This window comes from Streptomyces sp. M2CJ-2, from assembly GCF_016757295.1.
Taxonomy (GTDB): domain Bacteria; phylum Actinomycetota; class Actinomycetes; order Streptomycetales; family Streptomycetaceae; genus Streptomyces.
Genome location: NZ_JAESIF010000054.1, coordinates 1 through 23,505, shown reverse-complemented (window position 1 = coordinate 23,505; position 23,505 = coordinate 1). Strand labels below are relative to the sequence as shown.

Annotated in this window: 23 protein-coding genes and 1 pseudogene; 6 read left to right on the top strand and 18 right to left on the bottom strand. The window is 72.6% G+C overall.

Translation table 11 applies throughout. The features are described from left to right. Positions 1-7: 7 nt before the first annotated feature. The 3 genes from JL475_RS29240 to JL475_RS29230 form a co-directional block, all read right to left on the bottom strand. The gene (locus JL475_RS29240; protein WP_202280976.1) at positions 8-358 is read right to left on the bottom strand and encodes a DUF488 domain-containing protein; all 351 of its coding nucleotides are present in this window, start codon (positions 356-358) and stop codon (positions 8-10) included. A 106-nt stretch (positions 359-464) separates the two neighbouring features. After that, complete coding sequence (locus JL475_RS29235; RefSeq protein ID WP_202280975.1) at positions 465-710, bottom strand: WhiB family transcriptional regulator; 246 nt, start codon at positions 708-710, stop codon at positions 465-467. Between the two features lie 154 nt (positions 711-864). After that, on the bottom strand, positions 865-1,761 hold the full coding sequence (locus tag JL475_RS29230; protein WP_202280998.1) for a LysR family transcriptional regulator ArgP: 897 nt from the start codon (positions 1,759-1,761) through the stop codon (positions 865-867). 69 nt (positions 1,762-1,830) lie between these two features. Between JL475_RS29230 and JL475_RS29225 the strand changes: the two genes are divergently transcribed. Beyond that, positions 1,831-2,448, top strand: coding sequence for a LysE/ArgO family amino acid transporter (locus JL475_RS29225; RefSeq protein WP_202280974.1), 618 nt, complete (start codon positions 1,831-1,833; stop codon positions 2,446-2,448). Between the two features lie 77 nt (positions 2,449-2,525). Beyond that, positions 2,526-3,884 carry an MFS transporter gene (locus tag JL475_RS29220; protein ID WP_202280973.1) on the top strand — a complete coding sequence of 453 codons (1,359 nt, stop codon included), beginning with the start codon at positions 2,526-2,528 and terminating at the stop codon, positions 3,882-3,884. 30 nt (positions 3,885-3,914) lie between these two features. On the opposite strand, the gene JL475_RS29215 is transcribed toward JL475_RS29220, so the two are convergent. Next, complete coding sequence (locus JL475_RS29215; RefSeq protein ID WP_202280972.1) at positions 3,915-4,370, bottom strand: cyclic nucleotide-binding domain-containing protein; 456 nt, start codon at positions 4,368-4,370, stop codon at positions 3,915-3,917. A 289-nt stretch (positions 4,371-4,659) separates the two neighbouring features. After that, entirely contained in the window at positions 4,660-4,881 is a 222-nt protein-coding gene (locus JL475_RS29210; protein WP_202280971.1) for a hypothetical protein, read from the bottom strand. Positions 4,882-5,006: 125 nt separating this feature from the next. On the opposite strand from JL475_RS29210, the gene JL475_RS29205 reads away from it, so the two are divergent. From JL475_RS29205 to JL475_RS29195, 3 genes are all read left to right on the top strand, one after another. Beyond that, positions 5,007-5,456 (top strand): ATP-binding protein, encoded by a 450-nt coding sequence (locus JL475_RS29205; RefSeq protein ID WP_202280970.1) that lies wholly within the window; start codon positions 5,007-5,009, stop codon positions 5,454-5,456. 202 nt (positions 5,457-5,658) lie between these two features. Continuing rightward, positions 5,659-6,576 carry a SigB/SigF/SigG family RNA polymerase sigma factor gene (locus JL475_RS29200; protein WP_202280969.1) on the top strand — a complete coding sequence of 306 codons (918 nt, stop codon included), beginning with the start codon at positions 5,659-5,661 and terminating at the stop codon, positions 6,574-6,576. A 116-nt stretch (positions 6,577-6,692) separates the two neighbouring features. Next, the gene (locus tag JL475_RS29195; protein ID WP_202280968.1) at positions 6,693-7,121 is read left to right on the top strand and encodes a hypothetical protein; all 429 of its coding nucleotides are present in this window, start codon (positions 6,693-6,695) and stop codon (positions 7,119-7,121) included. Positions 7,122-7,182: 61 nt separating this feature from the next. Here JL475_RS29195 and JL475_RS29190 read toward each other — a convergent pair whose 3' ends face one another. The 8 genes from JL475_RS29190 to JL475_RS29155 form a co-directional block, all read right to left on the bottom strand. Continuing rightward, positions 7,183-9,432 carry an FUSC family protein gene (locus tag JL475_RS29190; RefSeq protein WP_202280967.1) on the bottom strand — a complete coding sequence of 750 codons (2,250 nt, stop codon included), beginning with the start codon at positions 9,430-9,432 and terminating at the stop codon, positions 7,183-7,185. Positions 9,433-9,575: 143 nt separating this feature from the next. After that, positions 9,576-10,949 carry an NAD(P)/FAD-dependent oxidoreductase gene (locus JL475_RS29185; RefSeq protein WP_202280966.1) on the bottom strand — a complete coding sequence of 458 codons (1,374 nt, stop codon included), beginning with the start codon at positions 10,947-10,949 and terminating at the stop codon, positions 9,576-9,578. Positions 10,950-11,178: 229 nt separating this feature from the next. Continuing rightward, positions 11,179-12,894, bottom strand: coding sequence for a PP2C family protein-serine/threonine phosphatase (locus JL475_RS29180; protein ID WP_202280965.1), 1,716 nt, complete (start codon positions 12,892-12,894; stop codon positions 11,179-11,181). Continuing rightward, positions 12,891-13,973 carry an ATP-binding SpoIIE family protein phosphatase gene (locus tag JL475_RS29175; RefSeq protein WP_202280964.1) on the bottom strand — a complete coding sequence of 361 codons (1,083 nt, stop codon included), beginning with the start codon at positions 13,971-13,973 and terminating at the stop codon, positions 12,891-12,893. Before JL475_RS29175 ends, JL475_RS29180 begins: the two co-directional genes overlap by 4 nt. Next, complete coding sequence (locus JL475_RS29170) at positions 13,973-14,416, bottom strand: anti-sigma regulatory factor (RefSeq protein ID WP_202280963.1); 444 nt, start codon at positions 14,414-14,416, stop codon at positions 13,973-13,975. Before JL475_RS29170 ends, JL475_RS29175 begins: the two co-directional genes overlap by 1 nt. Continuing rightward, positions 14,413-14,832, bottom strand: coding sequence for an STAS domain-containing protein (locus tag JL475_RS29165; RefSeq protein ID WP_109380966.1), 420 nt, complete (start codon positions 14,830-14,832; stop codon positions 14,413-14,415). Before JL475_RS29165 ends, JL475_RS29170 begins: the two co-directional genes overlap by 4 nt. Then, entirely contained in the window at positions 14,829-15,728 is a 900-nt protein-coding gene (locus JL475_RS29160; RefSeq protein WP_202280962.1) for an STAS domain-containing protein, read from the bottom strand. The genes JL475_RS29165 and JL475_RS29160 overlap by 4 nt, the downstream gene beginning before the upstream one ends. A 99-nt stretch (positions 15,729-15,827) precedes the next feature. Continuing rightward, complete coding sequence (locus JL475_RS29155; RefSeq protein ID WP_202280961.1) at positions 15,828-16,220, bottom strand: STAS domain-containing protein; 393 nt, start codon at positions 16,218-16,220, stop codon at positions 15,828-15,830. 241 nt (positions 16,221-16,461) lie between these two features. On the opposite strand from JL475_RS29155, the gene JL475_RS29150 reads away from it, so the two are divergent. After that, positions 16,462-16,830 (top strand): PRC-barrel domain-containing protein, encoded by a 369-nt coding sequence (locus tag JL475_RS29150; RefSeq protein WP_202280960.1) that lies wholly within the window; start codon positions 16,462-16,464, stop codon positions 16,828-16,830. Between the two features lie 54 nt (positions 16,831-16,884). On the opposite strand, the gene JL475_RS29145 is transcribed toward JL475_RS29150, so the two are convergent. The 5 genes and pseudogenes from JL475_RS29145 to JL475_RS40420 form a co-directional block, all read right to left on the bottom strand. Continuing rightward, positions 16,885-17,319 (bottom strand): ATP-binding protein, encoded by a 435-nt coding sequence (locus tag JL475_RS29145; RefSeq protein WP_202280959.1) that lies wholly within the window; start codon positions 17,317-17,319, stop codon positions 16,885-16,887. Between the two features lie 164 nt (positions 17,320-17,483). Further along, complete coding sequence (locus JL475_RS29140) at positions 17,484-19,388, bottom strand: long-chain fatty acid--CoA ligase (RefSeq protein ID WP_202280958.1); 1,905 nt, start codon at positions 19,386-19,388, stop codon at positions 17,484-17,486. Between the two features lie 379 nt (positions 19,389-19,767). Beyond that, complete coding sequence (gene glgB / locus JL475_RS29135) at positions 19,768-21,993, bottom strand: 1,4-alpha-glucan branching enzyme (RefSeq protein WP_202280957.1); 2,226 nt, start codon at positions 21,991-21,993, stop codon at positions 19,768-19,770. A 4-nt stretch (positions 21,994-21,997) separates the two neighbouring features. Further along, positions 21,998-23,359, bottom strand: a complete 1,362-nt coding sequence (locus JL475_RS29130; protein ID WP_202280956.1) for a maltokinase — start codon at positions 23,357-23,359, stop codon at positions 21,998-22,000. 28 nt (positions 23,360-23,387) lie between these two features. Beyond that, positions 23,388-23,505 (bottom strand): annotated as a pseudogene (locus tag JL475_RS40420) (alpha-glucosidase C-terminal domain-containing protein); the annotation flags it as partial.

Below are 23,505 nucleotides of genomic sequence, written 5' to 3'. Positions count from 1 at the left end.
GGGCGCGTCAGTCGTCGAGGAGGCGGGCCAGCACCTCGGCGTGGCTGGTCGCCGGCTCCCTGGCCGCGGTCAGCAGGGTCACCTGACCCTTCTCCGCCAACTCCCGCACATGGAGCAGGAGTTCGACCGCCTCGGGAGCGGTGAGCTCTGCCTCGTAGCGCCCGCGGAACTCCTCGTACGGACGCTCGCCCGTGTGGTACCAGCGGCGCAGTTCCGTCGACGGGGTCAGCCCCTTGGGCCATTCGTCCACGCGTGCCATGTCCTTCGCCAGGCCGCGCGGCCACAACCGGTCGACCAGGACGCGGACACCGTCGTCCGGCTCAGGCGGTTCGTAGACACGGCGCACGCGTACGCTCATGGTCGGCCCCTTTCCCGTGGTCTCCCGCGAGCCTACTGCCGCCCGCCGGGCCGGGCTCGGCGGAGAGAACGACGGACGGGCGGGCCGGAACGGGGCCCCGCCCGGCTCAGGCGCGCCGCGCCTTCAGGCGGCGCTTCAGTGCGCGCCGCTCCGTCTCGCTCGTGCCGCCCCACACCCCGAGGGACTGGCCCGATTCCAAGGCCCAGTCGAGGCACTGCTCCCGGACGGGACAGCGTCGGCACACCGCCTTCGCCTGCTCCGTCTGAAGAAGGGCCGGGCCGGAGGTCCCGATCGGGAAGAAGAGGTCGGGATCCTCGTCCCGGCAGGCCGCGCGGGTCCGCCAGTCGTCCATGGAAAACCACCTGTGATCGGAGTGGATACGCACCCTTCGGGTGCCCTGTTCCGTTACGGGTCACCTGTCGGAGCGCGATGAAACAGTGGCGCCGGCGCTGTCCGTCACCGCGGACACGCCCGCCCGGCCGGCGACGGACGGGTGTGACGCGCCCTCAACTCCGCAGCGTCGCCGCCGCAGTTGCCGTCACCGCGTCGGCCACCGCCGCGAGGGCCGGGGAGTCCAGCTTCCACTGCTGCCAGTACAGGGGTGCTTCGGCCACGTGGTCCGGGGCGAAGACGACGAGCCGGCCGGCCCGCAACAGGGGCTCGGCCTGCGTCTCGGGCACCATGCCCCAGCCCAGGCCCGCGGCGACCGCCTCGGCGAACCCCTCCGAGGTCGGAATGAGGTGCCGGCTCGTGCTCGCCCCGGTGCGGCCGCGGGTGAGCCGGCGCACGAAGGCGTCCTGGAAGTCGTCCCGCCGGTCGAAGGTCACCACGGGGGCCCGCGGCAGCGTCTCCTCCAACGGCCCGGCGAGGTACCGCGCGGCGAACTCCGGGTTGGCCGCGGGGAGATAGCGCATCCGCCCCAGGGGCCGCACGGAGCAGCCCGGCACCGCCTCCGGCGACGAGGTCACCGCGGCCATCACCGTTCCCTCGCGCAGCAGGGCCGCAGTGTGGGACTCGTCCTCGCGGCGCAACTCGAAGGAGAGGCGCGGTTCGCCCGGTACCCGGGTGAGGGCCCCGAGGAACCAGGTCGCCAGGGAGTCCGCGTTCACCGCCACCGACACCCGGGTCGGCTCCCCGCCGGGGCCCAGCCCCAGCTCCGCGTACGCGTCCCGCTCCAGCCGGGCCACCTGGCGGGCGAGCCGCACCAGCACCTCTCCCGACTCGGTCGGCCGCACCGGCCTCGTGCGCAGCAGCAGCACCCGTCCGGTGCGCTGCTCCAGCGCCTTCACCCGCTGGCTGACCGCGGAGGGCGTCACGTGCAGGGCTGCCGCGGCCGCGTCGAACGTGCCCTCGTCCACCACGGCGAGCAGGGTCCGTACCTGGTCGAGCGGGAGGTCCTCCATCACATCGGCTAAGGGTACGTAAGAATCATTAGCTGTACTGCGCCGGGTGGTCCCTCTAGCGTCCTCGGCATGAACAGCGCCCTGACCACGGCCGCCGCCGGATTCGGCACCGGCCTCTCCCTGATCGTCGCCATCGGCGCCCAGAACGCCTTCGTCCTGCGCCAGGGCGTCCGCCGGGAGGCGGTTCTCGCCGTCGTCGGCATCTGCGCCGTGTCCGACGCGGCCCTCATCGCCCTCGGCGTCGGCGGGGTCGGCGCGCTGGTCGTGGCATGGCCCGGCGCGCTGACGGCGGTCGGCTGGATCGGCGGCCTGTTCCTGCTCGGCTACGGCCTGCTGGCCGCGCGCCGGGTGGTCCGGCCGGGCGAGGCCGGGCTGCGGGCGGAGGGCGAGGCCGTGCGTTCGCGCCGTCGCGCCGTGCTCACCTGTCTGGCGATGACCTGGCTCAACCCGCACGTCTACCTCGACACCGTGTTCCTGCTGGGCTCGGTCGCCGCCGACCACGGGCCGCTGCGCTGGACGTTCGGCCTCGGCGCCGTGCTGGCCAGCCTCTGCTGGTTCGCCGCCCTCGGTTTCGGGGCCAGGCTGCTGAGCCGTTTCCTGGCCCGGCCCACCGCCTGGCGGATCCTGGACGGCCTGGTCGCGACCACCATGATCGTCCTCGGCGGCACGCTCATCGCCGGCAGCTGATACGGCGGGCGGGCGCCGGCACCGGTCCTGCCATAGTGAACCCCGGCAAAAAGATGTAGTCACCAACCGGGACGGTCGTGGACACCAGCGAGAGCAGCACCGAACCCCAGGCCGAGGAGCCCGCCCCCGAGCGGGCCGTGCCGGGGCCGTCAGGCCCATCAGATCCGTCGCGCACGGCAGGCCCTTCCGGACGGCCCCGGCCGCGCGGCCTGCGCCGGTGGGCCATGGACACCCGGCCCCTGCGCCGCCCGGCCTACCGCCGGCTGTGGGCGTCCACCGCCGTCACGGCGGTCGGCAGCCAGCTCACCGCCGTGGCCGTGCCCAAACAGATCTACGACATCACCGGCTCCTCCGCCTGGGTCGGCGCCGCGAGTCTGGCGGGTCTGCTGCCGCTGATCGTGTTCGCCCTGTGGGGCGGCGCGATCGCCGACGCCATGGACCGTCGCAAGCTCCTGCTGATCACCAACACCGGGATCGCCGTCACCTCGGTCCTGTTCTGGGCGCAGGCCGTCACCGGCCTGGACTCCGTCGCCGCGCTCATGGTCCTGCTGGCGGTGCAGCAGGCGTTCTGGGGACTGAACGCCCCGGCCCGCAGCGCCTCCATCGCCCGCCTGGTCCCCGAGGAGGAACTGCCCGCCGCCAACGCCCTGGGCTCCACCGTCATGCAGACCGGCCAGATCGCCGGACCGCTGCTCGCGGGTGCGCTCATCCCGGTCGTCGGGCTGGCGGAGCTCTACCTGATCGACGCGCTGGCGCTGTGCGCCACGGTGTGGGCGGTCCACCGTCTGCCCGCCCTGCCGCCGCTCGACGCGACGGTGGCGCGGCGCGCGGGCCTCCGGGAGATCCTGGACGGATTCCGCTACATCTCCGGGCACGCGGTGCTGCTGCTGTCGTTCGTGGCGGACATCGTCGCCATGGTCCTCGGCATGCCCCGGGCCCTGTTCCCGCAGCTCGCCGCCGAGACCTACGCACCCTACGGAGAGGGGTTCGCGCTGGGGCTGCTGTTCGCCGCCATCCCGATCGGCGCGGTGGCGGGCGGACTGTTCTCCGGCACGTTCTCCCGGGCCCGCCGGCACGGCTGGATGGTCATCGGATCCGTGGTGGTGTGGGGTGTCGCCGTCACGGGGTTCGGGCTCAGCGACAGCCTCTGGATCGCCGTGGCCTTCCTCGCCGTCGCCGGGATCGCGGACATGGTCTCGATGGTCTTCCGCGGGGCGATCCTGCTCTCCGCCGCGACCGACGAGATGCGCGGCCGGATGCAGGGCGTCTTCACCGTCGTCGTCGCGGGCGGCCCCCGGCTCGCCGACGTCCTGCACGGCACCGCCGGATCCGCCTTCGGCTCCCGTACGGCGGTGGCGGGCGGCGGGCTCCTGGTCGTCGTGGTGATGCTCGCCCTGGCCGCCGCGATGCCGGCGCTGCGCCGCTACCGGGTGTGAGGCACGGCCGGGCCGTACGGGGCGGCGGGTCTACAGTGCGCGGTGCCCGCGCGTCGTGTGCGGCTCCATCAGCCGGACCCGTGTCGCCTCCAGCCGGTGCGCGAGGATCTCGGCGACGCAGCGCACCAGCGTCAGCCCGAGCGCCGGGTCCTCCTCGCACAGCCGGAGCACGGCCGCCGCGTCGAACTCGTAGGCGCGGACCGGACTGAACGCCTCGGCGCCGAAGTCCCACCGGTGGGGCGGGAACAGCCAGGACCAGCCCAGCAGGTCGCCCGCGCCGAGGGTGGCGACCGTCACCCGGCGCAGGTCGTTCACCCGCTGGTCGAGGGAGACCGCACCGGAGCGGACGACCCAGAAACGGTCGGCGGTGCCCCCGGCCTCGAAGATCCGGGTGTCCTCCGGGAAGACCACCTCCCGCGCGAGTTCCATCAGACGTCGGCGCTGCGGTGGGGGGAGGGCCGTCAGGAGTTTGATCGCGTTGGTCATGAGGCAGGGCTCCTCGCCGGGCGTTCGGTACCGGTGCCTACGTCCATTGGAGCCGCTGCCGCCGTCCGGGGCACTTCGGCAGGTAAAAGCCCTGGCTGGACGGGGGAAGCCAGCCAGGGCGGTAAAAGGTGGTGGAGGGAGGACGGGCGTCGACTCCGTCACCACTTATGGGTGAACGATAAACCATCTGTGCGGGTGTGTGCCGCCGGAAACGGGTCACGTGACCTGTTTCACTTCCACCAGTCCGGGAACGCTCCCGCAGTCCGGGAACGCTCCCGGAACCGGCCGGTCAGTTCCGCACGTCGGACCTGCCAGGAGTCAGGATCTCGTCCAGCACCCGCAGCACGGCCTCGTACGCCAGCCTGTGCATGTCGGCGACTCCCTTCTCCGCGGGATCGGCCCGTTCGAGTTCGGCGCTCCTCGTCCGCCACAGCCGCTCCTCGTGGGCCGCGCGGGCCCGCGCCCGCTGGATCCGTCGCACCAGTTCGTCCGAGTCCACCACACCGGTCATGACGTCCGCCTACCCCGTTGAGCCACGGGAATGGCAGGCGTTCGGAAAAAGCTCGGAAGGTTTGCCGGTGCCGGGGCAGGTGAGCCGAAGGAGATGACATTCCTCATCGGACAGGGAGCCGAACAATGTGCGAGGAGCGCATGACCGGAACCGACATCGCCCCGCCCGGCGCTCGCCGCGCCGACACGCGGCCACCGTATCGGCCACGGCCGGCCGAAGCGCGCCGGGCCGTGTGGCAGGCGGTGTGCGAGCGCTGCCGCACCACGCACACCCCGTGCGACGCCGAGGCCCTCGCGGACGCGCTGCTCGTCACCTCCGAACTCACCACCAACGCGATCCTGCACGGTGGCGGCATCACCGACTTCCGGGTCGACGTCACCGGTCCCGGAGTGCGCGTCTCGGTGAGCGACCGCAGCGCGGAACTGCCCGTCGCACGGCCGACGACCGACCGGCAGGGGCGCTTCACACCGGGCGGCCGGGGCTGGCCCATCGTCTGCAGGCTCTGCCGCGACGTGCGGGTGGCCGACCTGCCCACGGGCGGCAAGTGCATCACCGCCGTGGTCCCCCTGCCCTGAAGGCCCGTCGAGCCCGTCCGGCAGATTGTGCCGGGAAGCGGAGTTTGCGCCACCGGCGGGAGGGCAGTCGGAGGGTCGTGCTTCGGACCGGAGGCGCACCAGCGGGAGAGGCATGGCTGCTGAGGAATTCCCTCCGGACGTCCCCGCAGCGGCCGTCCCGCGGTAGACCACCCTGAAATCCACTGTTCGGGAGCGAAATCGCATGCTCATCGACACGCCCACCGACCGCCCCGACCCCGCCGCCACCACGACCACCACCCAGGCCCCTGCCGCCACGACGCCCACGACCGCCACCGCGACGGCGGCCACCCCCACGGCCCACGACGCGCGCAGGCGCCACGAAGACGCTCCGGACACCGCGGCCCTGTTCGCCCGGCTGGTCTCACTGGAGGACGGCCCCGAGCGGGACGCCGTCCGCGACGAACTCGTCACCGCGTGGCTGCCCATGGCCCACCGCATCGCCGGCCGCTTCCGCGACCGCGGCGAATCCGTCGAGGACCTGCGTCAGGTGGCCGCACTCGGACTGGTCAAGGCGGTGGACCGCTTCGACCCGGCCCGCGGAGCCTTCGAGAGCTACGCCGTCCCCACCATCACCGGCGAGGTCAAGCGGCACTTCCGGGACCGGATGTGGGCCCTGCGGGTGCCCCGCCGGGTGCAGGAACTGCGCAACAAGGTACGGATCGCCCGGCGGGACCTCGCTCAGACGCCCGGCAGCCCCGAGCCCTCGCCCGCCGCCCTGGCCGAGCACACGGGGCTGACCGAGGAAGAGGTCGGAGCCGGACTGGAGGCGCTGGAGAGCTTCAGCACCCTGTCACTGGACGCGGAGATGTCGCCCGACGACGACGGCTACAGCCTGGCCGACACCCTGGGCGCCTCGGACGCGGCCTACGACGTCGTGGTCGACCGCGAGTCCGCCAAGGAAGGACTGCGCCGCCTGCCCGAGCGCGAGCGCACCATCCTGTACATGCGCTTCTTCGAGGACATGACCCAGAGCCGCATAGCCGACCAGCTGGGGATCTCCCAGATGCACGTCTCCCGGCTCATCAGCCGCAGCTGCGCCCGCGTGCGCGCCGACGTGATGGGCCGACGGACGACGACCACCCGTCGAGGGCATGCCTGAGCGTCGTACCGCCGCCAGTCGCCGGTCGTCAGTCATCCCTGTCGTATGAGCGACGGCAAGAAGCGACGGCAAGAAGCGACCGCAAGAAGCGACCGCAAGAAGGGAACACGGTGCAGATGAGTGAATCCGAGATCCCGCCGGACGGCCGACCCGTGGACGTCTACCTCGACCTGCTGCGCATCCGGATGGACACCGAGGACTACCGCCTGCTGCTCCGTGTGGTGGAGCCGGTGCTCCGGGCGATCGAGGAACACCGCCTGTCCGGTCTCGACGTCGCTCTGGACGGAGGGGACGACGAACTGCCCCAGGAGGTCCGCGACGAGGCCGCCCTCGTCATCGCCACAGCCGTCACCGGCCGCATGGACAACGAGGTGGTCGAGCTGGACGTCGACGAGAGCGGGCCGGTCCGCGTGGTCACCGACGCGACCACGGCCGCCGACCCGTCCCGGCTCGACGAGATCGCCGGCTACATCAGGGAACGGCACCGGCAGAACGACGAACTGCGCGGCATCGCCGAGGCCAGCGGCCTGCCCACCGACTTCTGAGCGGACCTGCCCACCGGACCGCACGAGGTCGCGGGCCCGGCCGCCCGCCACGGAAGGTCCGTCACCGCTCGCGCGTCGCCAGCGGTACGCCCAGCGGGCGCGCGAGACCCACCACCGCTTCGTCCAACCGCTCCAGATGCCGCAGCACCCGGCCGGTGATCCGGCCGTAGCGCGAGGCGCCGCCCTCACCGGAACCGCCCAGCAACGAGGCGAAGCTCGGCCCCGTCTCGATCCTGGACGTGACGTCCTCGTCCGCGACCCGGGCCGCGATCGCCGCGATGTTGCGCACCGTGCGCCCCGTCGCCCCGCGCAGCCGTGGATCCGCCGCGATCGAGGGGTGGGTCTGCAGCAGTTCGGCCGTCGCCGCCAGCGAGCGAGCGTGGTACGCACAGGTCTCCAGGAGCGCCACGACGTACCGCGCGGTGTCCCGTCGGCCCCGCAGCGGAGTGACCGGATGGGTGAGCGGCTGGGTGGCGGAGCGCAGATCGCCCAGCGCCTGGTCCAGCTCCCGCGCCCGGTCCAGCAGATCGACGGCGGGTCCGCCGCTGAGCTGGTCGACGGCGGCCTCGGTGACCTCGGTGAGCCGCTCCAGCACGGTGCCCAGCAGCTCGTTCGTGCGCCGGTCCGTGCGCACCGGCAGGACCAGGGCCGCGGCGACCACCCCGCAGGCGGCACCCAGCGCGGTCTCCTCCACACGCAGCAGCAGCACCTCCCAGCTGTAGGTGTGCAGCAGCGTGTACAGCAGTCCCACCATCGCCGTCACGAAGAACGACATCAGCGTGTACGAGAGCGGCGCCGTGTAGGACATCGCGAAGATCAGCACCAGGATCAGGCCGAACGTCGTCCAGGTGTGCCCGCCCACCACCGCGGCCAGCGCGATGCCGGCGACCACGCCGAGGACCGTGCCCAGCAGCCGCCGGTAGCCCTTGACCAGGATCTCGCCCGTCGACGAGGTGTTGATGAAGACGATCCAGCACGTCAGGACCGCCCAGTACCAGCGCTCGGAGGACAGCAGCTCACCGCCGGCGATGGCCAGCGACGAGCCCACGGTGACCTGTACGGCGGCCCGGGTGGTGGGCCGTCGCAGCCCCGTGTCCTCCTCGGCCGCCCGCTCCTCCTTCCCGGCGTCGATGGAGGCGTCCTCGGCGTCCAGCTCCTCCCGGGAGCGGGCCGTGGCAGGGGTGTCGTCCGACTCGTCCTGCGGACCGTCCAGGGCGATCCGCAGGCCCATCACCGCACGGGCCGACTCGCCGACGGCCCGGAACACGTCCTGGAGGGCCGGAGAACACGCCGGCAGGTTCTCCTCGTCCCGGTAGGCGAGCAGGCGGTTGCGCACGTGCGCGAGCGCCGTCCCCGGCACCCCGGGCCCGGCGAGCAGGACCAGCGTACGCAGCGCGAGCAGGTCGCGGCGCAGTCCGGCGGTGGCCTCGTCCGGTGCCGCCGTCCGGCCCGCCTCGGGGGCGGGCGCGCCCGGAAGGTGCAGGGTCAGTGTGTCCGCGCGTTCGGCGCTGCGGGCGGACAGCAGCAGCAGGCCCAGCCGCTCGGCGGCGATCTCGGCGTCCGCGATCCGGCGCTGCACCAGCCGCGCCGACGACTCGTCGGGGGTTCCCTGCTCCAACCGCGTCTGGATCATCAGGGCCGTCTCGTGCAGCCGGGCGGTACCCGCGCGGACGTCCTCCAGTGCCTTGTCGACCTCGTCCGGCGCGGCGTCGAGCAGCGCCAGTTGCGCCGTCACGAGCTGGGCCAGCCGGGCGCGGAAGGCCTCCCGGAGCCGCGCGAGGAGCCCGGCCGGGGTCACGGGGACGACGGCGAACCGCATGACGGCACTGCACACGAACGCGGCGGCCAGGGCGGCCCACATCCCGGGCAGCTTCCCGGGGGAGGCGCCGATGAACAGGGACACGAAGTAGACCTGGAAACCGATCAGCCCCAGGGCGGTCCCGCGGTCGCCGAACCGGCGGGCGTAGACCGCGCAGAAGATGAGGACGGTGAAGAAGACGTCACCGACGACGACCCGCTCACTCAGCACCGCGCCGAGCGACACGGCCACGAGCGCCACCGGCAGACCGAGGGCGAGCGTGACGGCCTGGGCACCGCGCTGCTTCTCCCGGACGGCGAAGGTGGCGACCGTCGCGGTCATCGCGCCCGCCACCAGCTGGGTGACGCCCGCCCCCACGAGGGCGAGCACGGCCAGCGTCAGCGCGATGGCGCCCACCGTCCGCAGTCCGGCCGTCAGCCGCAGCAGCCCGGGATCCGACGCCGCCAGGCGGTCCCGCAGTCGTGTCCGCACCGAGTGCCCCGCCGCTTTCACGCCGCCGCACACGCTCCTGTCGCTCGCGTTGATCGGAATGCCAGCATGGCATGTGCCCGGACAGCACCCGCCAAGGGCCCCCCACCGGCAGGATCACCGGGACGGCGGGGCACCGAACGGGCGGAGAAGCCGCAGGGACGGGGTCACCGCACCCGTCGGCCCGCCTCCTCGACGTGCGCCCGCACCTGTTCAGGCGTCAGGTAGGCGTGTGTGTACTCGAAGTCCCCCAGCTTGGCGCGCTGGCGGGACTGGAAGCCGGTACGCACGAAATCGTCCCCGGCGATCGAGTTGAGCAGCCAGCTCGTCATGACCCGTGTCTTGGCGACGTTGGTACGCAGCGCCGACCAGTGGTACCCGCGGGCCGCCACCTGGGCGGGCAGGCCCCGCAGTTCCACACCGAGCGGCTTGGACACGGCGTCGGTGCCGCCCAGGTCCACGACCAGCCCGAGGTCCTTGTGGTGGTACGGCTGCAACGGCCGGCCGGTCAGCGTCGCGATGACGTTGTCGGCGACCTGCTTGCCCTGCCGCAGGGCGTGCTGCGCGGTCGGCGGGCACACCGCGCCCTCGCCCTTGGCGAGGTCGGGCACCGCGGCGGAGTCCCCCAGGGCGAACACCCCGTCGTGGCCGGGCAGACACATGTCCGCGTTGACGGCGAGCCGCCCCCGGACCGTCTCCGCGCCGAGCGTGGCGATCAGCGGGCTGGCGACGACGCCGGCCGTCCAGATGAGGGTGTGGGTGGGGACCACCCGGCCGTCGGTGAAGGTGACCTCCTCGGGGCCCGCCTTCGCGATGGAGACACCGAGCGAGATCTCGATGCCGCGCCGGGTGAGGATCTCCTGCGCGCTGCGCCCGAGCTTCTCGCCCAGCTCGGGCATGAGCTTCGGCGCGATGTCGATCAGGTGCCACTTGATCAGGCCCGGGTCCAGACGCGGGTAGCGCTCGACGGCGGCGTGGGTCAGCCGCTGCAGACAGGCGGCGGTCTCGGTGCCCGCGTAGCCGCCGCCGACCACCACGAACTGCAGCCGCGCGGCCCGTTCGGCCGGGTCCTCGCTGGCGTCGGCGAGGTCGAGCTGGGCGATCACGTGGTCGCGGATGTAGGCGGCCTCGGCCAGCGTCTTCATGCCGTAGGCGTGATCGGTGAGTCCGGGGATGTCGAAGGTGCGGGTGATGCTGCCGGGGGCCAGCACGATGTAGTCGTAGGGTTCGGCGACGGTCCGGCCCGTGATCATGCGGATGACGCAGACCTTGGACCTCAGGTCCACTCCGACGGCCCCGCCCGGGATGATCCGGGTGCGGTACTTCGTACTGCGGCGCAGGGAGAGGGCGACCGACTGCGGTGACAGCACACCGGAGGCGACGTGGGGGAGCAGCGGCATGTAGAGCTGATAGGAGGTCGGTGTCACCAGGGTGATGTCTGCTGCCCACGGGGAGAGCTTCCGCTCCAGCCGGCGAACGCACGCCACGCCGGCGAAGCCTCCGCCCACCACCAGGATCCTGGGTCGTGTCACGGTGCTCATCCCTTCCTGCGGCTCCACACGGTCTGACTCGAACGTCGACGCCCTTCGCGTTCCCAGGGAACGCCGCCCTGCACCTCCTCGATCGCGGCGCGCGACGCGTCACATCGACTTCGAGGGGGCCCGGCACGCGAGAACCTTCAGCACCACGATGCCCGCACCGGCGGCGGAACGCACCGGGAAGCCCGGGACACGTGCGGGCCGGCCGTCCGCCGCCCGGCGGGCGCGGGGCTCAGCCGTGCAGGTGGCAGAGCAGCAGACAGACGTCGTCGTCGCGCTCGGAATCGCTGAGCATCGGCTGCAGCAGGCGGTCCGCCGAGCCCTCCAGGTCCGTGTCCAGCTCCGCGGGGGCGAACGAGCCGAGCGCCGCCGCGAGCCGCCCGATGCCCGGATCGATGCCCTGGGCGCGCCGCTCGACCAGCCCGTCCGTGTAGAGCGCCAGCGTCGAACCCGGCGCCACCTGTTCGGTGTGGTCGGCGATCTTCTGCTCCAGCGGGATCCCGAGCATCGCGCCCGGCTTGGCGTCCAGGGCGCGCACCCGCCCGTCGGGCAGCCGCAGCACCGGCGGCGGATGCCCTGCGGCGGCCCACGTCAGTGTGGATCCGTCCGGGTGGAACCGGGCGATGACGGCAGTGGCGTACAGATGCGGCTGGAGCTGGTGCAGGAACCTGTGCAGCCGGGTCAGCAGCCGGCCCGGACTGCCGACGTCGACGGCGTAGGCGCGCAGCGCGGTGCGCAACTGGCTCATCATGACCGCCGCGTGCAGCCCGTGCCCGGTCACGTCGCCGATGACCGTGATCAGACTCCCGTCCGGCCGGTGGAAGGCGTCGTACCAGTCGCCGCCGATGTTCATGCCGTGCGTGGCCGGCAGATACCGGGCGGCCAGGCTCAGCCCCGGGGTCGTGGGCAGTTCGGTGAGCAGGGCGCGCTGCAGCGTCTCGGCGATGTCCCGGTTGTGCTCGAAGCGGCGGGCGTTGCCGATGGCGATACTGGCCCTGCGGGCGAGCTCGAGCAGCATCACCGCGTCGTCCGGATCCCAGCGCTCACCGGGCGGCGACAGGGTGAGTACGCCCAGCGGCGCCTGGCGCGTCAGCAGCGGCACGCACAGCAGCGGCCTGTCGGGATCGAGCAGGGAGGGCGGCCGGTCGTCCACGCCGCGCAGCCCACCGGGGTGGTCGGCGGCGTACTGCGGCCGCCCGGTGCGGGCCGCGCGCACCGCGGCGGCCGGACGGGTCGGGGGGTGGTGCGGATCGTCGTCCTCGTCGAACAGCCATATGTCGACCCGGGCCGCGTACCGCGGCACCAGCAGTTCGGGCAGCCTGCGCACGATCTCGCCGTGGTTCAGCGAGGCGTTGAGCACCGCGCTGGCGTCCGCCAGGAAGGTCAGTCTGCGGCGGGCGTTCTCCGCCTCGTTGCGCGCCCGGTGCTCGGCGGCGAACGCCTCCCGCTGGGCGCGTCCCGCCGCGTCCAGCTCGGCGTGCAGGGCCAGGACGCCCTGGTTGGTCTGGTGCAGCTCCTCCCGGTGAAAGGCGACCAGCGCCTCCTGCTCGGCGAGCCGGTCCAGCACCTGGGCCGTGTCCTCGTCGGTGCTCAGCAGCGCCTGGGCCAGATCGGCCGGATCGTCCGTCACCGTGCCTCCGCCGTCCGGCCGGCCCGCCTCCGGGCAGGGGACCGTCACCTCCCACGGAGTCTCCCCGGCGGCGCTCGCGTCCGGCGGGGGGAACAGCACGGCGTGCAGCACGCCCTCCCCGTCGTCCGAGCCGGGTGTGCCCACGGTGAGCCGCCAGGTACCGCCCTTGGTCAGGCACTGCCGCAACCGGATGCCGAACGCCGCCGCCAGCCGGGCCCGCTCGACGGCTGGCACCCCGTGGCGGGCGGCCAGCCGCACCAGCGAGACACGCGCGCGTGCCGCGTCGCTCACGCCGCTGATCTGCCATACGCGCGTCATGGCCGGCCCGGTGGTGCGGAGGTCAGGACGGCCACCGCGGTGTCGTCCCGCACGGGGCGGGCGGCACTGCCCGCGTCGCGGATCGTCACCGCGGCCGTCACGGCCGGGTCGGCCGCCGTGAGACAGGGGTCCGACGGCGGGGCCCAGGAGCTGGGCAGACCGTCGGTGTGCAGGATGAGCACACTCCCGGCGGACCACGCGAGATCGTCCTCGCGCACGGTGCCGGGCCGGTGGTGACCGACGATGCCGGGCCGGGAGAGCAGGGCACGCCACCGGTCGCCCTCGCGCAGCCGGGCCCCGATGTTGCCGATCCCAGCGAACCGCAGCCGCTCGGTCCGGGTGTCGAGCTGGGCCACCACCACGGCCGCGCCCCGGGTGGCGCCCAGCTCCTCGTGCAGCCGGCGCAGTGCCTCGGCGGGGGTGAGATGGGGCCGGTGGAGCACCGCCTCCACGGCGGCGGTGGAGGCGCGTGCCGCCTCGGGGCCGTGGCCCAGCCCGTCGGCCAGCATCAGGGTGTACCGGTCCCCGGACCTGACCCAGACCCAGGCGTCCCCCGAGTGGTCGGCCCTGGCGTAGGGGACATTGACCCCGCCGGCCCGGATCACGGGCACCGACGGCCCACCGTCCCCGCGCGGGCCGTCTCCGCCGGGCGACGGAGGGACGCCGCCACCGACACGGGCCACCGCGACCGTGCCCCGACCGAGCACGCTGTGCAGACCGAACTCGTCCGAGAGCCGCCGGCAGGTGCCGAGGCCCGCTCCCAGTGAGCGGGTCGTGCTGAACCCGTCCCGCAGCGCGTCGGCCACATCGGCGATGCCCGGCCCGTGGTCGACCGCGGCGATCTGCACGGCCCGCGCCCGGTCGCCCTCGCGGAGCACGGACGGCTGCACGACGTCGATGAGCACCTCGCCGTCCCGCGCGTGCTTGAGGAGATTGGTGGCGAGCTCCGTCGCGACCAGCGACACGGCGGCGGTGCTCCGCTCGTCGAGACCGGCCAGGGCCGCCGCTTCCTCGGCGGCGACCCGGGCGTCCCGTACCCGGGTGGAGTCCCGCACCGGTACGTCCCAGAGGCGTGGCATCAGCTCTCCTCCCGCGCATGGGGCGGCCGGTTCACCCACGAGGTCACCCGCACCGTGGTTCCCGATCCCACTGTGCTCTCGACCTCGAAATCGTGCACCAGGCGCCGCGCGCCGCCCAGCCCCATCCCCAGCCCGCCGCCGGAGGTGTAACCGTCACTGAGCGCCCGCTCGAGGTCGGGGATGCCCGGCCCGGAGTCGGTGAACGTCAGCCGCAGCCCGCCACCGCACCCGGCGGACACCCGGGAGACGTCCATCTGCCCGCCCCCGCCGTGCACCAGGGTGTTGCGTGCCAGCTCGCTGGCGGCGGTGACCAGCTTCGTCTGGTCCACCAGTCCGAAGCCGAGCACGGCGGCGGCCTGACGCACATGCTGGCGCACCCACATCAAGTCCATGTCCGACCGGATGGGCAGGCAGGCCTCGACCCCCGAGGCGGTGGGCGTCATCGGTGCTCCCGGCGCGCACCACCCGCGCGGGACAGCACGACGGGCTGCTCGAGCAGTGCCATCGCCGCCTGGGTGTCGAGCGCGGTGCGCAGCCCCGGCAGCGTCAGCCCCAGCTCCACCAGGGTGATGGCGACCGCCGGTCGCATCCCGGCCACGACGGTCCGCGCGGCCAGCAGCGACGACTGTGCCGCGATCTCGGCGAGCACCCGTCCCAGGAAGGAGTCGACGATCTCCACGCCGGAGATGTCGATCACCACCCCCGTGACCCCGCTGCTCGCGATGGTCTCCGACAGGTCCTGCTGGAGCTGCTGGGCCGTGCTGTCGTGCAGGTCTCCCTGGAGAGTCACCAGAAGCACGTCGCCGAGTCTCAGTACCGGCACATGTCCCGCGACCGGGCGGGAGAACGCCTCGCTCACCGGCGGACCGCGCTGCCGGCCGTCGTGCTCACGACGTCGACCCCCAGCTCGTGCATGCAGTAGCCCAGCGCGTCGGCGAGGCTCGCCCGGGTGAGCACCGAGCCGAGGTCGAGACCCAGGTGGACCATGGTCTGCGCGATCGCCGGACGGATACCGGAGACGATGCACTCCGCGCCCATCAGCCGGGCCGCCGCGACCGTCTTCATCAGATGCTGCGCCACCAGCGAGTCGACCGTCGGCACTCCGGTGATGTCGAGGATCGCGAACCGGGCGTGCTGGTCGACCACCGCGTTCAGCAGCGTCTCCATCACGACCTGGCTGCGGGCACTGTCGAGCGTCCCGATCAGCGGGACCGCGACGATCCCGTCCCAGAGCCTGATGACCGGCGTCGCCACCTCCAGCAGCTGCAGACGCTGCCGGTCGATGAGCGCCTGCACCTCGCTCAGGGCCGTCTGCATGGCCACCACGCGCAGGGTGCCCATGAGCACGCTCAACGTGGTCGTGCACGCCCGCAGCTCCTCGGGCGCGGCCTGGTCCAGGTCGGCGGCGAGGAGATTCTCGATCGGCGGCCACAGGGCGGCCAGCTCGTTCGACACCTGCGTGGCGGACAGCCCCGCGCGGCTGCGGGCCTCGGTCATCCGCGCCAGCTGCTCACGGACACCGGTGAACCCGGCGGCGTCGGAGTCCTCGACCCGCCGCGCGTCGGCGACCTGGGCCAGGGCGTCGACGACTGCCTTGCCTGCTTCCACCGCCTCGTCGCGCGAGAGGGTGAACACCGCGCGGAACAGGGGCTCGTCCGCCCACCGCTGGGCGATCTGCTCACGCCTTTGCCGCAGGAAGTCCCTGACCTCGAGCGTCGGCGTTCCGAGCGGTTCGCCCGCTTCGCGCTCAGGCACCTGTGTCTCCTCGTCGTCGTTGCCGCACCGAGCCCGGGAAGGTGCCGAGACGGTGCTGTGACCTTGCCGGGCGACCACTCTAACGACGCCCCGGGCCTCTCAGGAACCGGGCTCCCGCGGTGCGCCGGACAGGGAGTCGACGCGCTCCAGCGCCTCCTCGACGCTCTCGGACAACGGGACCGTGATGCTCACGCCGGTCAGGTCCAGGACGCGGCGCACCGCGGGGAGAGGGGAGACGATGTGCACGCTTCCCGGCAGGTCACGGGCCTCCTGATAGACACGCAGGACGATGTTCATGCCGGACGAGTCCATGAAGGGGACCGCCGACAGGTCCAGCAGGAAGTGCCGGCGCCCGTGGTGGAACTGGTTGGCCAGATGATGCTGGAACTCCTTCGCGGTGTCGGCGTCCAGGTACCCCTGAACCGTCAGCAGGACGGTGTCCTCCCGGGGCACGGTCACCTCGACGGACAGCGGGTTCGGAACCATGGACACGAATTACCTCCCAGACGAGCCGGCGACCGGGGACGGCCGCACGTGCGGCCGCCTACCCCCACATCGCCGTGTCATGCGGTGCTCCGCATACCGGCCCGGCCGCCGCCCGGGGCCGGTTTTGCGGCGGCGCCCGCCGAATGCACCGGCTCCAGCCGGGTAGTGGGCTGCTGTGGAGACGGTCGGGCCGACGACGGACCCGCCCGCTCCGGGAGCGTCGTCCACCGGGGAGGCAAGGAGCAGCGTGTCCATCGACAGCATCTGGTCATACGCGCCGGAGCTGGGTCCAGCCCAGGGGCAGGATCTGGACCTGACGGGATACACCGTCGTCGCGAGCGACGGCACCATCGGCCATGTGGACCGGCAGGCCGACCACCACTCCATGCGGCACCTGGTCGTCGACACCGGCGTCTGGGTGTTCGGCCGGAGCCTTCTCGTGCCGGTCGGCGTCATCACCGCCGTCGACACCGGCGAGCGGAGGATAACGGTGTCCTGCACGAGGGCGGAGGTGAAGGCGGCGCCCCGGTTCAGGACCGACAGCGAGACCATGGACCCCGAGTACCTCACGGAGGTCGGCGAGTACTACCGGGGGCTGATCGACCCGGTCTGCTGACCGCCGCCGGGCGAACCCGCGCGGCGGCCGCCCGTCGGTCGCCGTCCGCGGCCGTCACCAGGGCAGGAACACATGGATGTCCTTGCCGTGGTCGGTGCCGACCACGCTGACCTGGTCGCACAGCGTGTGGATCAGGTGCCAGCCGATCCCGCCCCCGCCGTGGCTGGGCCGGAAGGGCCGGGGCGCGGGCGCGGTGGTGCTCGTGTCGTGCATCACCACGTGCACCCCGTCGAACGTCCGGCGCAACCGCATCTCGAAGGGGCCCGGCGCGTACTGGACCGCGTTGGCGGCCAGTTCCGTGACCACCAGAAGGATGTCGTCCCAGTGCTCCGGAGCCGTCGGCGCGGACACGCGGGCCAGGTCGAAGAGGAACTCCTCCGCCACCAGGCGTGCGTCGGTGACGTCGTGCAGCTCCCCGTGGAAGCCGGCGACGCGGTCCGTGATCTCCTCGGCGGCCAGTGACTTGTCCCTACGCGGCTCGGATGCCATGTCGCCTTCCCTGCCCCGGATTCGACGGGCAGCCGTTCATATGACTCGTTCCTTTTCCTTCGTCTCCCTGATCTGTGGGTTCCCGGGCCGGCGAAGCCTACGCGCCCGTATGTCCGTGCGCGGTGGGTGACCCCCGCGTCACTTCGGCGGCACGTGCCGCGCGGTCAGCGGAAGACGTTGTCCGAGTCGTCCCAGACCGACGGCTCCTCCGGTGCCGGGGCCCGTTTCGGACGCGAACGCGAGTGGTACATCGCGTCGATCTCCAGCGCGTGGCGTCGCACGATCTCGTCCCGGCGCAGCTTCATCGACGGCGTCAGCAGTCCGTTGGTCACGTCGAAGGGCTCCGCAAGCACCCGGAACACCCGGATCGACTCCGAACGCGACACACTGCTGTTCGCCGCGGCGACCGCCCGCGCGATCTCCTCATGCAGCGCGTTCTCCTCCCTGGCCTCCCGGGTCGGCGCGTCGCCCGGCAGGGAGAGAGCCGCCCGCCAGTGCGTCAGGAACTCCGGGTCCAGGGTGATCAGCGCCCCCACACAGGGCCGGTCGTCGCCCACGACGACGGCCTGGTGGACGAGAGGGTGCATCCGCAGCCGCTGCTCCAGGGCCGCCGGCGCGACACTCTTGCCGCTGCTGGTGATGATGATGTCCTTCTTGCGGCCGGTGATCGTCAGATAGCCCTCCGAGTCCACCCGGCCGAGGTCACCCGTGGCCAGCCAGCCGCCCGCCAGCGCGGTCAGGGTGGCGGCCTCGTCGCCCAGGTAGCCCTGGAACACCGACGGCCCGCGCACCAGGATCTCCCCGTCGTCGGCCACCCTGATCTCGCTGCCCGGCAGCGCCCGTCCGACGGTGCCGGACTTCTCCCTGCCGAGCGGCTGCATGGTCACACCGCCCCCGGTCTCGGTGAGACCGTAGCCGTCGTGGACGGAGATGCCGATGCCCTCGTAGAAGAGGGACAGATCGCGGCTGAGGGTCGAGCCGCCCGAGGCGGTCCTGCGTACTCGTCCGCCCAGTGCGGCCCGCAGCTTGCGGTAGACCGTGCGCTCGTACAGGGAGTGCTGCAGTCGCAGGTCGAGGCCGGGTCCCGGGCCCCGGTCCAGCCGCTGCCGCTCCACGGCGGCGGCGAAGTCGCGGGCCGTGCCGGCGGCCCGCTCGAACAGCGCTCCGCGCCCGGCCTGTTGGGAGGCGCGCAGGAAGTTCTTGTAGATCTTCTCCAGCAGGGAGGGGACCGCGTGCAGATAGGTGGGCCGCAGAGTGCGCAGGGCCGAGGAGAGGGACTCCGTGCTGATGTCGGGTTCGTGCCCCATCAACAGGCCGCCGCGCACGCACAGGCCCTGGACCATCAGCCCGTACACATGGGAGAACGGCAGGTAGGCGAGGAGCACGGGCTGCTCTCCCGGCGGGGCCGCCGTGTGGACCCAGCCCTCCAGCAGGGTGTCGCAGGAGGCGGCCAGGTTGCGGTGGCTCAGGGCGCACCCCATCGCGTGCCCCGAGGCGCCGGAGGTGTAGGCGACCACGGCCGTGGAGTCCGGCAGCACGATCCGGCGCAGCGAGTCGACCATGGCCGCCGGTATGTACTCGCCGCGCGCCACCAACTGGTCCAGCGCCCCCGAGTCCAGCTGCCAGACGTGCCGCAGCAGCGGCAGCGCGGCGCACACGGACCCGACGGTCATCACCCCCTGCTCGTCCTCGACCATCACGGCCACGCAGCCGGATTCCCGGAGGATCCACTCCACCTGGTCGCGTGAGGAGGACGGATAGACGGGGACGACCTCGGCGCCCACGGTCCACAGCGCGTAGCACAGGACCGTCCACTCGTAGCGGGTGCGCGCCATGATCGCCACGCGGTCGCCCGGGGACAGCCCCGAGGCGACCAGCCCCTTGGCCAGGTCGACGACCTGGTCGCGGAACTCCAGCGCGGTGACCTCCTCCCAGGTCGTGGAGGCCGGGCCGGTGCGGCGGGCGAGCATCGGCAGGGTGGGGCTCTCGGCGGCCGTCTCGAAGAGACTGTCCGCGAGGCCGCCCGTCAGGGGCGAGGCGGCCCAGGGAGCGAGAGCGGGGTCGCGCATGCACTGCTCCTGACATGTACGGGCTGTGACTCGGCCGACGGGCAGAGTCATCGGCGGTGCCTGAATGTAGCCGAGCCGGGGCGTTCCGGGGCCGGGATCGCGGGAAGTGTGGCCACACCGATGATCTCGGAGCTTCCCGTGCCCCCGGACCGGACGTGAGCCGCACGGTTCGGCGGCCCCGGACCGGGGCGTACGCATGGCTCCGGACAGGGCGCACACGTGACCCCGGGCGGAGCCGATGGTGATGATCACCACGCCCGTGTATACCGCACACGGCCGGTCGGGGCATCCCCGGGCCCTCTCTTACGGCTCGTCAGGACGCGCTGTACCCACGCCGGTTGCCGTCCGGCGTGGGTACAGGGCGGGGTGCCGCCGGGCTTCACGGGACGTCGGGCGCCAGCCACACCGTCGCGAGGGGCGGGAGCGTGATCCGGAGGCAGCCGTCCTCGGGCTTGACCGGGTCCGGATGGGTGACGTCACCGCCGCCGTACCGGGCCGCGTCCGTGTTGAGGACCTCCTGCCAGGCGCTCACGTCGTCGGGCACGCCGAGCCGGTACCCGTGCCGGACGACCGGGGAGAAGTTCGACACCGAGAGCAGCGGACGCCCCTCGGCGTCGAACCGCAGGAACGCGAACACGTTGTCCTCGGCCGCGTCCACCGAGACCCAGTGGAAGCCCGCCGGGTCGGTGTCCCGCTGCCACAGTGCCCTCGTCGCGCGGTAAAGGGTGTTGAGGTCACGCACCAGGTCCTGTACCCCGCGGTGGTCGCCCGCCGAGTGGTACGCGTCGTCCAGCAGCCACCACTCGGGGCCGTGCCGCTCGGACCATTCGGCGCCCTGCGCGAACTCCTGTCCCATGAACAGCAGTTGCTTGCCCGGGTGGGCCCACATGAAGCCGAGATAGGCCCGGGTGTTCGCCCGGCGCTGCCACCAGTCGCCGGGCATCTTCGACACCAGGGCCTGCTTGCCGTGCACGACCTCGTCGTGCGAGATCGGCAGGATGTAGTTCTCGCTGTAGGCGTACACCATCGAGAACGTCATCTCGTGGTGGTGGTACTTGCGGTGGACCGGCTCGTGGGAGACGTACTCGAGTGAGTCGTGCATCCAGCCCATGTTCCACTTCAGGCCGAACCCCAGCCCGCCGGTGTCGGTGGACCGGGTCACCCCGCCCCAGGCGGTCGACTCCTCCGCGATCGTCACCACGCCGGGGCAGCGCCGGTACACGGTCGCGTTCATCTCCTGCAGGAACGCCACCGCGGCCAGGTCCTCCCGGCCGCCGTGCACATTGGCCTCCCACTGACCGGAGTCCCGTGAGTAGTCCAGGTAGAGCATGGAGGCGACGGCGTCCACGCGCAGCCCGTCGATGTGGAACTCCTGACACCAGTACACGGCGTTGGCGACCAGGAAGTTGCGCACCTCGGTCCGGGCGAAGTCGAACGTGTACGTCCCCCAGTCCGGGTGCTCAGCCCGCCGGGCGTCCCCCGGCTCGTACAGCGGGTCCCCGTCGAACCGGGCCAGCGCCCAGTCGTCCTTCGGGAAGTGGGCCGGCACCCAGTCCATGATCACGCCGATCCCGGCCCGGTGCAGGGCGTCGATCAGGTACTTGAAGTCGTCGGGCGAGCCGAGCCGCGAGGTCGGCGCGTAGAACCCGGTGACCTGGTAGCCCCAGGACGGACCGTAGGGATGCTCGGCGACCGGCATCAGCTCGACATGGGTGAACCCGAGGTCCTTCACGTACGCGGGGAGCTGATCGGCCAGTTGACGGTACGTCAGGCCAGGTCTCCAGGACGGCAGATGCACCTCGTACACCGAGAACGGCGCCTCGTGCACGGGCACGTCGGCCCGCCGCTCCAGCCACTCGGCGTCGCCCCACGCGTGGTGCGAGGACGTCACGATCGACGCCGTGTTCGGCGGTTCCTCCGCGAGGCGCGCCATCGGGTCCGCCTTGAGGGCCAGGTGACCGTACCGGGAGTGCACCTCGAACTTGTAGCGGGTGCCCTCACCGATCCCCGGCAGGAACAGCTCCCACACCCCGGAGGCACCGAGCGAGCGCATCGGGAACGCCGTGCCGTCCCAGCAGGTGAAGTCCCCGGTGACCCGCACCCCCTGGGCGTTCGGCGCCCACACGGTGAAGCGGGTGCCGCTCACGCCCTGGTGGGTCATGGGGTGCGCGCCGAGCGCGGTCCACAGCTCCTCGTGCCGCCCCTCGCCGATCAGATGCAGGTCGAACTCGCCCAGCGCGGGTGGCATCCGGTACGGGTCGTGCACCTCCACGGCGTCCTCGTCCCCGTACGCCACCGCCAGGGTGTACGCGGGGATCGCGTCCAGCGGCAGGACCACGGAGAACAGGCCGTCGCCCTCCGAGGTGAGCGGGACGCACTCGCCGCCGGTGACCACGCTCACCGCCCGCGCGAAGGGGCGCAGCGCCCGGAAGGCGATGCCGCCCGGCACCGGGTGCGCGCCGAGCAGCGCGTGCGGATCGTGGTGGGCGCCCGCCAGCAGGCGCCCCCGGTCGGTGGGATCGAGGGCGGGAGCGGTCCCGTACGCCGCCGGAGCGGACGGGGTGGGCCCGGCCGACTCGGGAAGCGGGGTGTCATGCAGGGCCACGGCTTCAGTCTCCTCTCACGGCGAGGCGCTCGATCGCCGCCATGGGTACGGGCAGCCAGTCGGGTCGGTGCCGGGCCTCGTACAGCACCTCGTACACGGCACGGTCCGTCTCGTAGGCGCGGAGCAGGCCGTGCTTCTTTCGCGGGTCCCAGCCGGAGCGCGCCGCGTAGCCCGCGCAGTAGGCCTCGCGGCAGCGGCGCGCCCACTCCGGGCGCCAGGGGCGCCGCTGGCGGGCGGCGTAGTCGAAGGAACGCAGCATCCCGGCGATGTCCCGCAGGGGGGAGTGGGCGCTGCGCCGTTCGGAGAGCGGCCGGGACGGCTCGCCCTCGAAGTCGATGACGAACCAGTCGCGTCCGGCCCGCAGCACCTGCCCGAGGTGCAGGTCACCATGGATGCGCTGGGCGGCCGGGCCGGGGTCGCAGACCGCGAGCGCGGCGAACGCGGCCTTCAGGCCGGGCACGAACGGCTGGAGGACGGGAACGGAGTGCGCGGCGGCCGTCAGCCGCTCGGTCATCGCCGCCGCCGTCAGTCCGTTCTCCTCGGGTCCACCGACGGGGAAGGCCGAGGCCAGCGCCAGGTGCACGTCCGCCGTGGCCCGGCCGAGGGCGTGCGACTGGGAGGTGAAGTCGTCCCCGGCGGCCAATGCGTCCAGGGCCAGCGTCCAGCCGTCGGAGGCGTTCCGCAGGAACGGCTGGAGGACACCGAGCGTCGCCTTGAACGGATGCGTGGTACGCAACCAGGCCACCGGAGCGGGGACCCGGTGGCAGCCCTGCCGGGACAGCGCGCCCGGTACCTCCAGATCCGGGTTGACTCCGGGCTGGATCCGCCGGAAGACCTTCAGGATGAACTCCTCGCCGTACACCAGCGAGGAGTTGGACTGCTCGGCGTCCAGCAGGCGCGGTACCAGCCCGGCGCCGGGCCCCGGCCGGCCCGCGTCGCGCTCGAAGTGCAGGGGGCCGGTCGTGCCGGGATAACGCAGCCGTTCCAGGAGCAGCCGGGCCGAACGGGGGTCGTGGAGGGCGTCGTAGACCGTCCGTCCGGCCAGTGGCCCGTTCTGCACCCTGCCGATGAGTGCCCGGCCGAGGCGTGGCGCCGGGTGCTCCCGCACGCCGAGGAGGAGCTGGTAGCAGTCACCGGCCGGGGGAGTGTTGCCGGGGGAGGGCACGCCGCCGTGGCCTGCGTGGACCAGCAGGTGCAGACAACCCGGGAACAGCTCCGTCATCGACAACACATGGAGGTCGGTGACGGGGCGGTCCTTGCCGGCGAACCAGCGCTGCCCCGGCAGCCACTCGCGCAGCAGCCCGGTGAACGACTCCATGGACTCGGCGGGTGTGCTGCGCGGGCGCAGGAATGCGGTCTTCGTCATGGTGACGCCTCCTCTCGTCGGCGCACGCTCACTGTCGTCGGCCGATGCGGGCTCGGGATGCGGTCCGGGCGAGCCGGAACCAGTAGAAGCCGTGGCCCCCCAGGGTCAGCAGATACGGCAGTTCGCCGATGGCGGGGAAGCGCACC

Coding starts and splice junctions, on each gene's coding strand:
- JL475_RS29240 (WP_202280976.1), bottom strand. CDS start 358: ATGAGCGTACGCGTGCGCCGTGTCTACGAACCGCCTGAGCCGGACGAC.
- JL475_RS29235 (WP_202280975.1), bottom strand. CDS start 710: ATGGACGACTGGCGGACCCGCGCGGCCTGCCGGGACGAGGATCCCGAC.
- JL475_RS29230 (WP_202280998.1), bottom strand. CDS start 1,761: ATGGAGGACCTCCCGCTCGACCAGGTACGGACCCTGCTCGCCGTGGTG.
- JL475_RS29225 (WP_202280974.1), top strand. CDS start 1,831: ATGAACAGCGCCCTGACCACGGCCGCCGCCGGATTCGGCACCGGCCTC.
- JL475_RS29215 (WP_202280972.1), bottom strand. CDS start 4,370: ATGACCAACGCGATCAAACTCCTGACGGCCCTCCCCCCACCGCAGCGC.
- JL475_RS29210 (WP_202280971.1), bottom strand. CDS start 4,881: ATGACCGGTGTGGTGGACTCGGACGAACTGGTGCGACGGATCCAGCGG.
- JL475_RS29205 (WP_202280970.1), top strand. CDS start 5,007: ATGTGCGAGGAGCGCATGACCGGAACCGACATCGCCCCGCCCGGCGCT.
- JL475_RS29200 (WP_202280969.1), top strand. CDS start 5,659: ATGCTCATCGACACGCCCACCGACCGCCCCGACCCCGCCGCCACCACG.
- JL475_RS29195 (WP_202280968.1), top strand. CDS start 6,693: ATGAGTGAATCCGAGATCCCGCCGGACGGCCGACCCGTGGACGTCTAC.
- JL475_RS29185 (WP_202280966.1), bottom strand. CDS start 10,949: ATGAGCACCGTGACACGACCCAGGATCCTGGTGGTGGGCGGAGGCTTC.
- JL475_RS29180 (WP_202280965.1), bottom strand. CDS start 12,894: ATGACGCGCGTATGGCAGATCAGCGGCGTGAGCGACGCGGCACGCGCG.
- JL475_RS29175 (WP_202280964.1), bottom strand. CDS start 13,973: ATGCCACGCCTCTGGGACGTACCGGTGCGGGACTCCACCCGGGTACGG.
- JL475_RS29170 (WP_202280963.1), bottom strand. CDS start 14,416: ATGACGCCCACCGCCTCGGGGGTCGAGGCCTGCCTGCCCATCCGGTCG.
- JL475_RS29145 (WP_202280959.1), bottom strand. CDS start 17,319: ATGGCATCCGAGCCGCGTAGGGACAAGTCACTGGCCGCCGAGGAGATC.
- JL475_RS29140 (WP_202280958.1), bottom strand. CDS start 19,388: ATGCGCGACCCCGCTCTCGCTCCCTGGGCCGCCTCGCCCCTGACGGGC.
- JL475_RS29130 (WP_202280956.1), bottom strand. CDS start 23,359: ATGACGAAGACCGCATTCCTGCGCCCGCGCAGCACACCCGCCGAGTCC.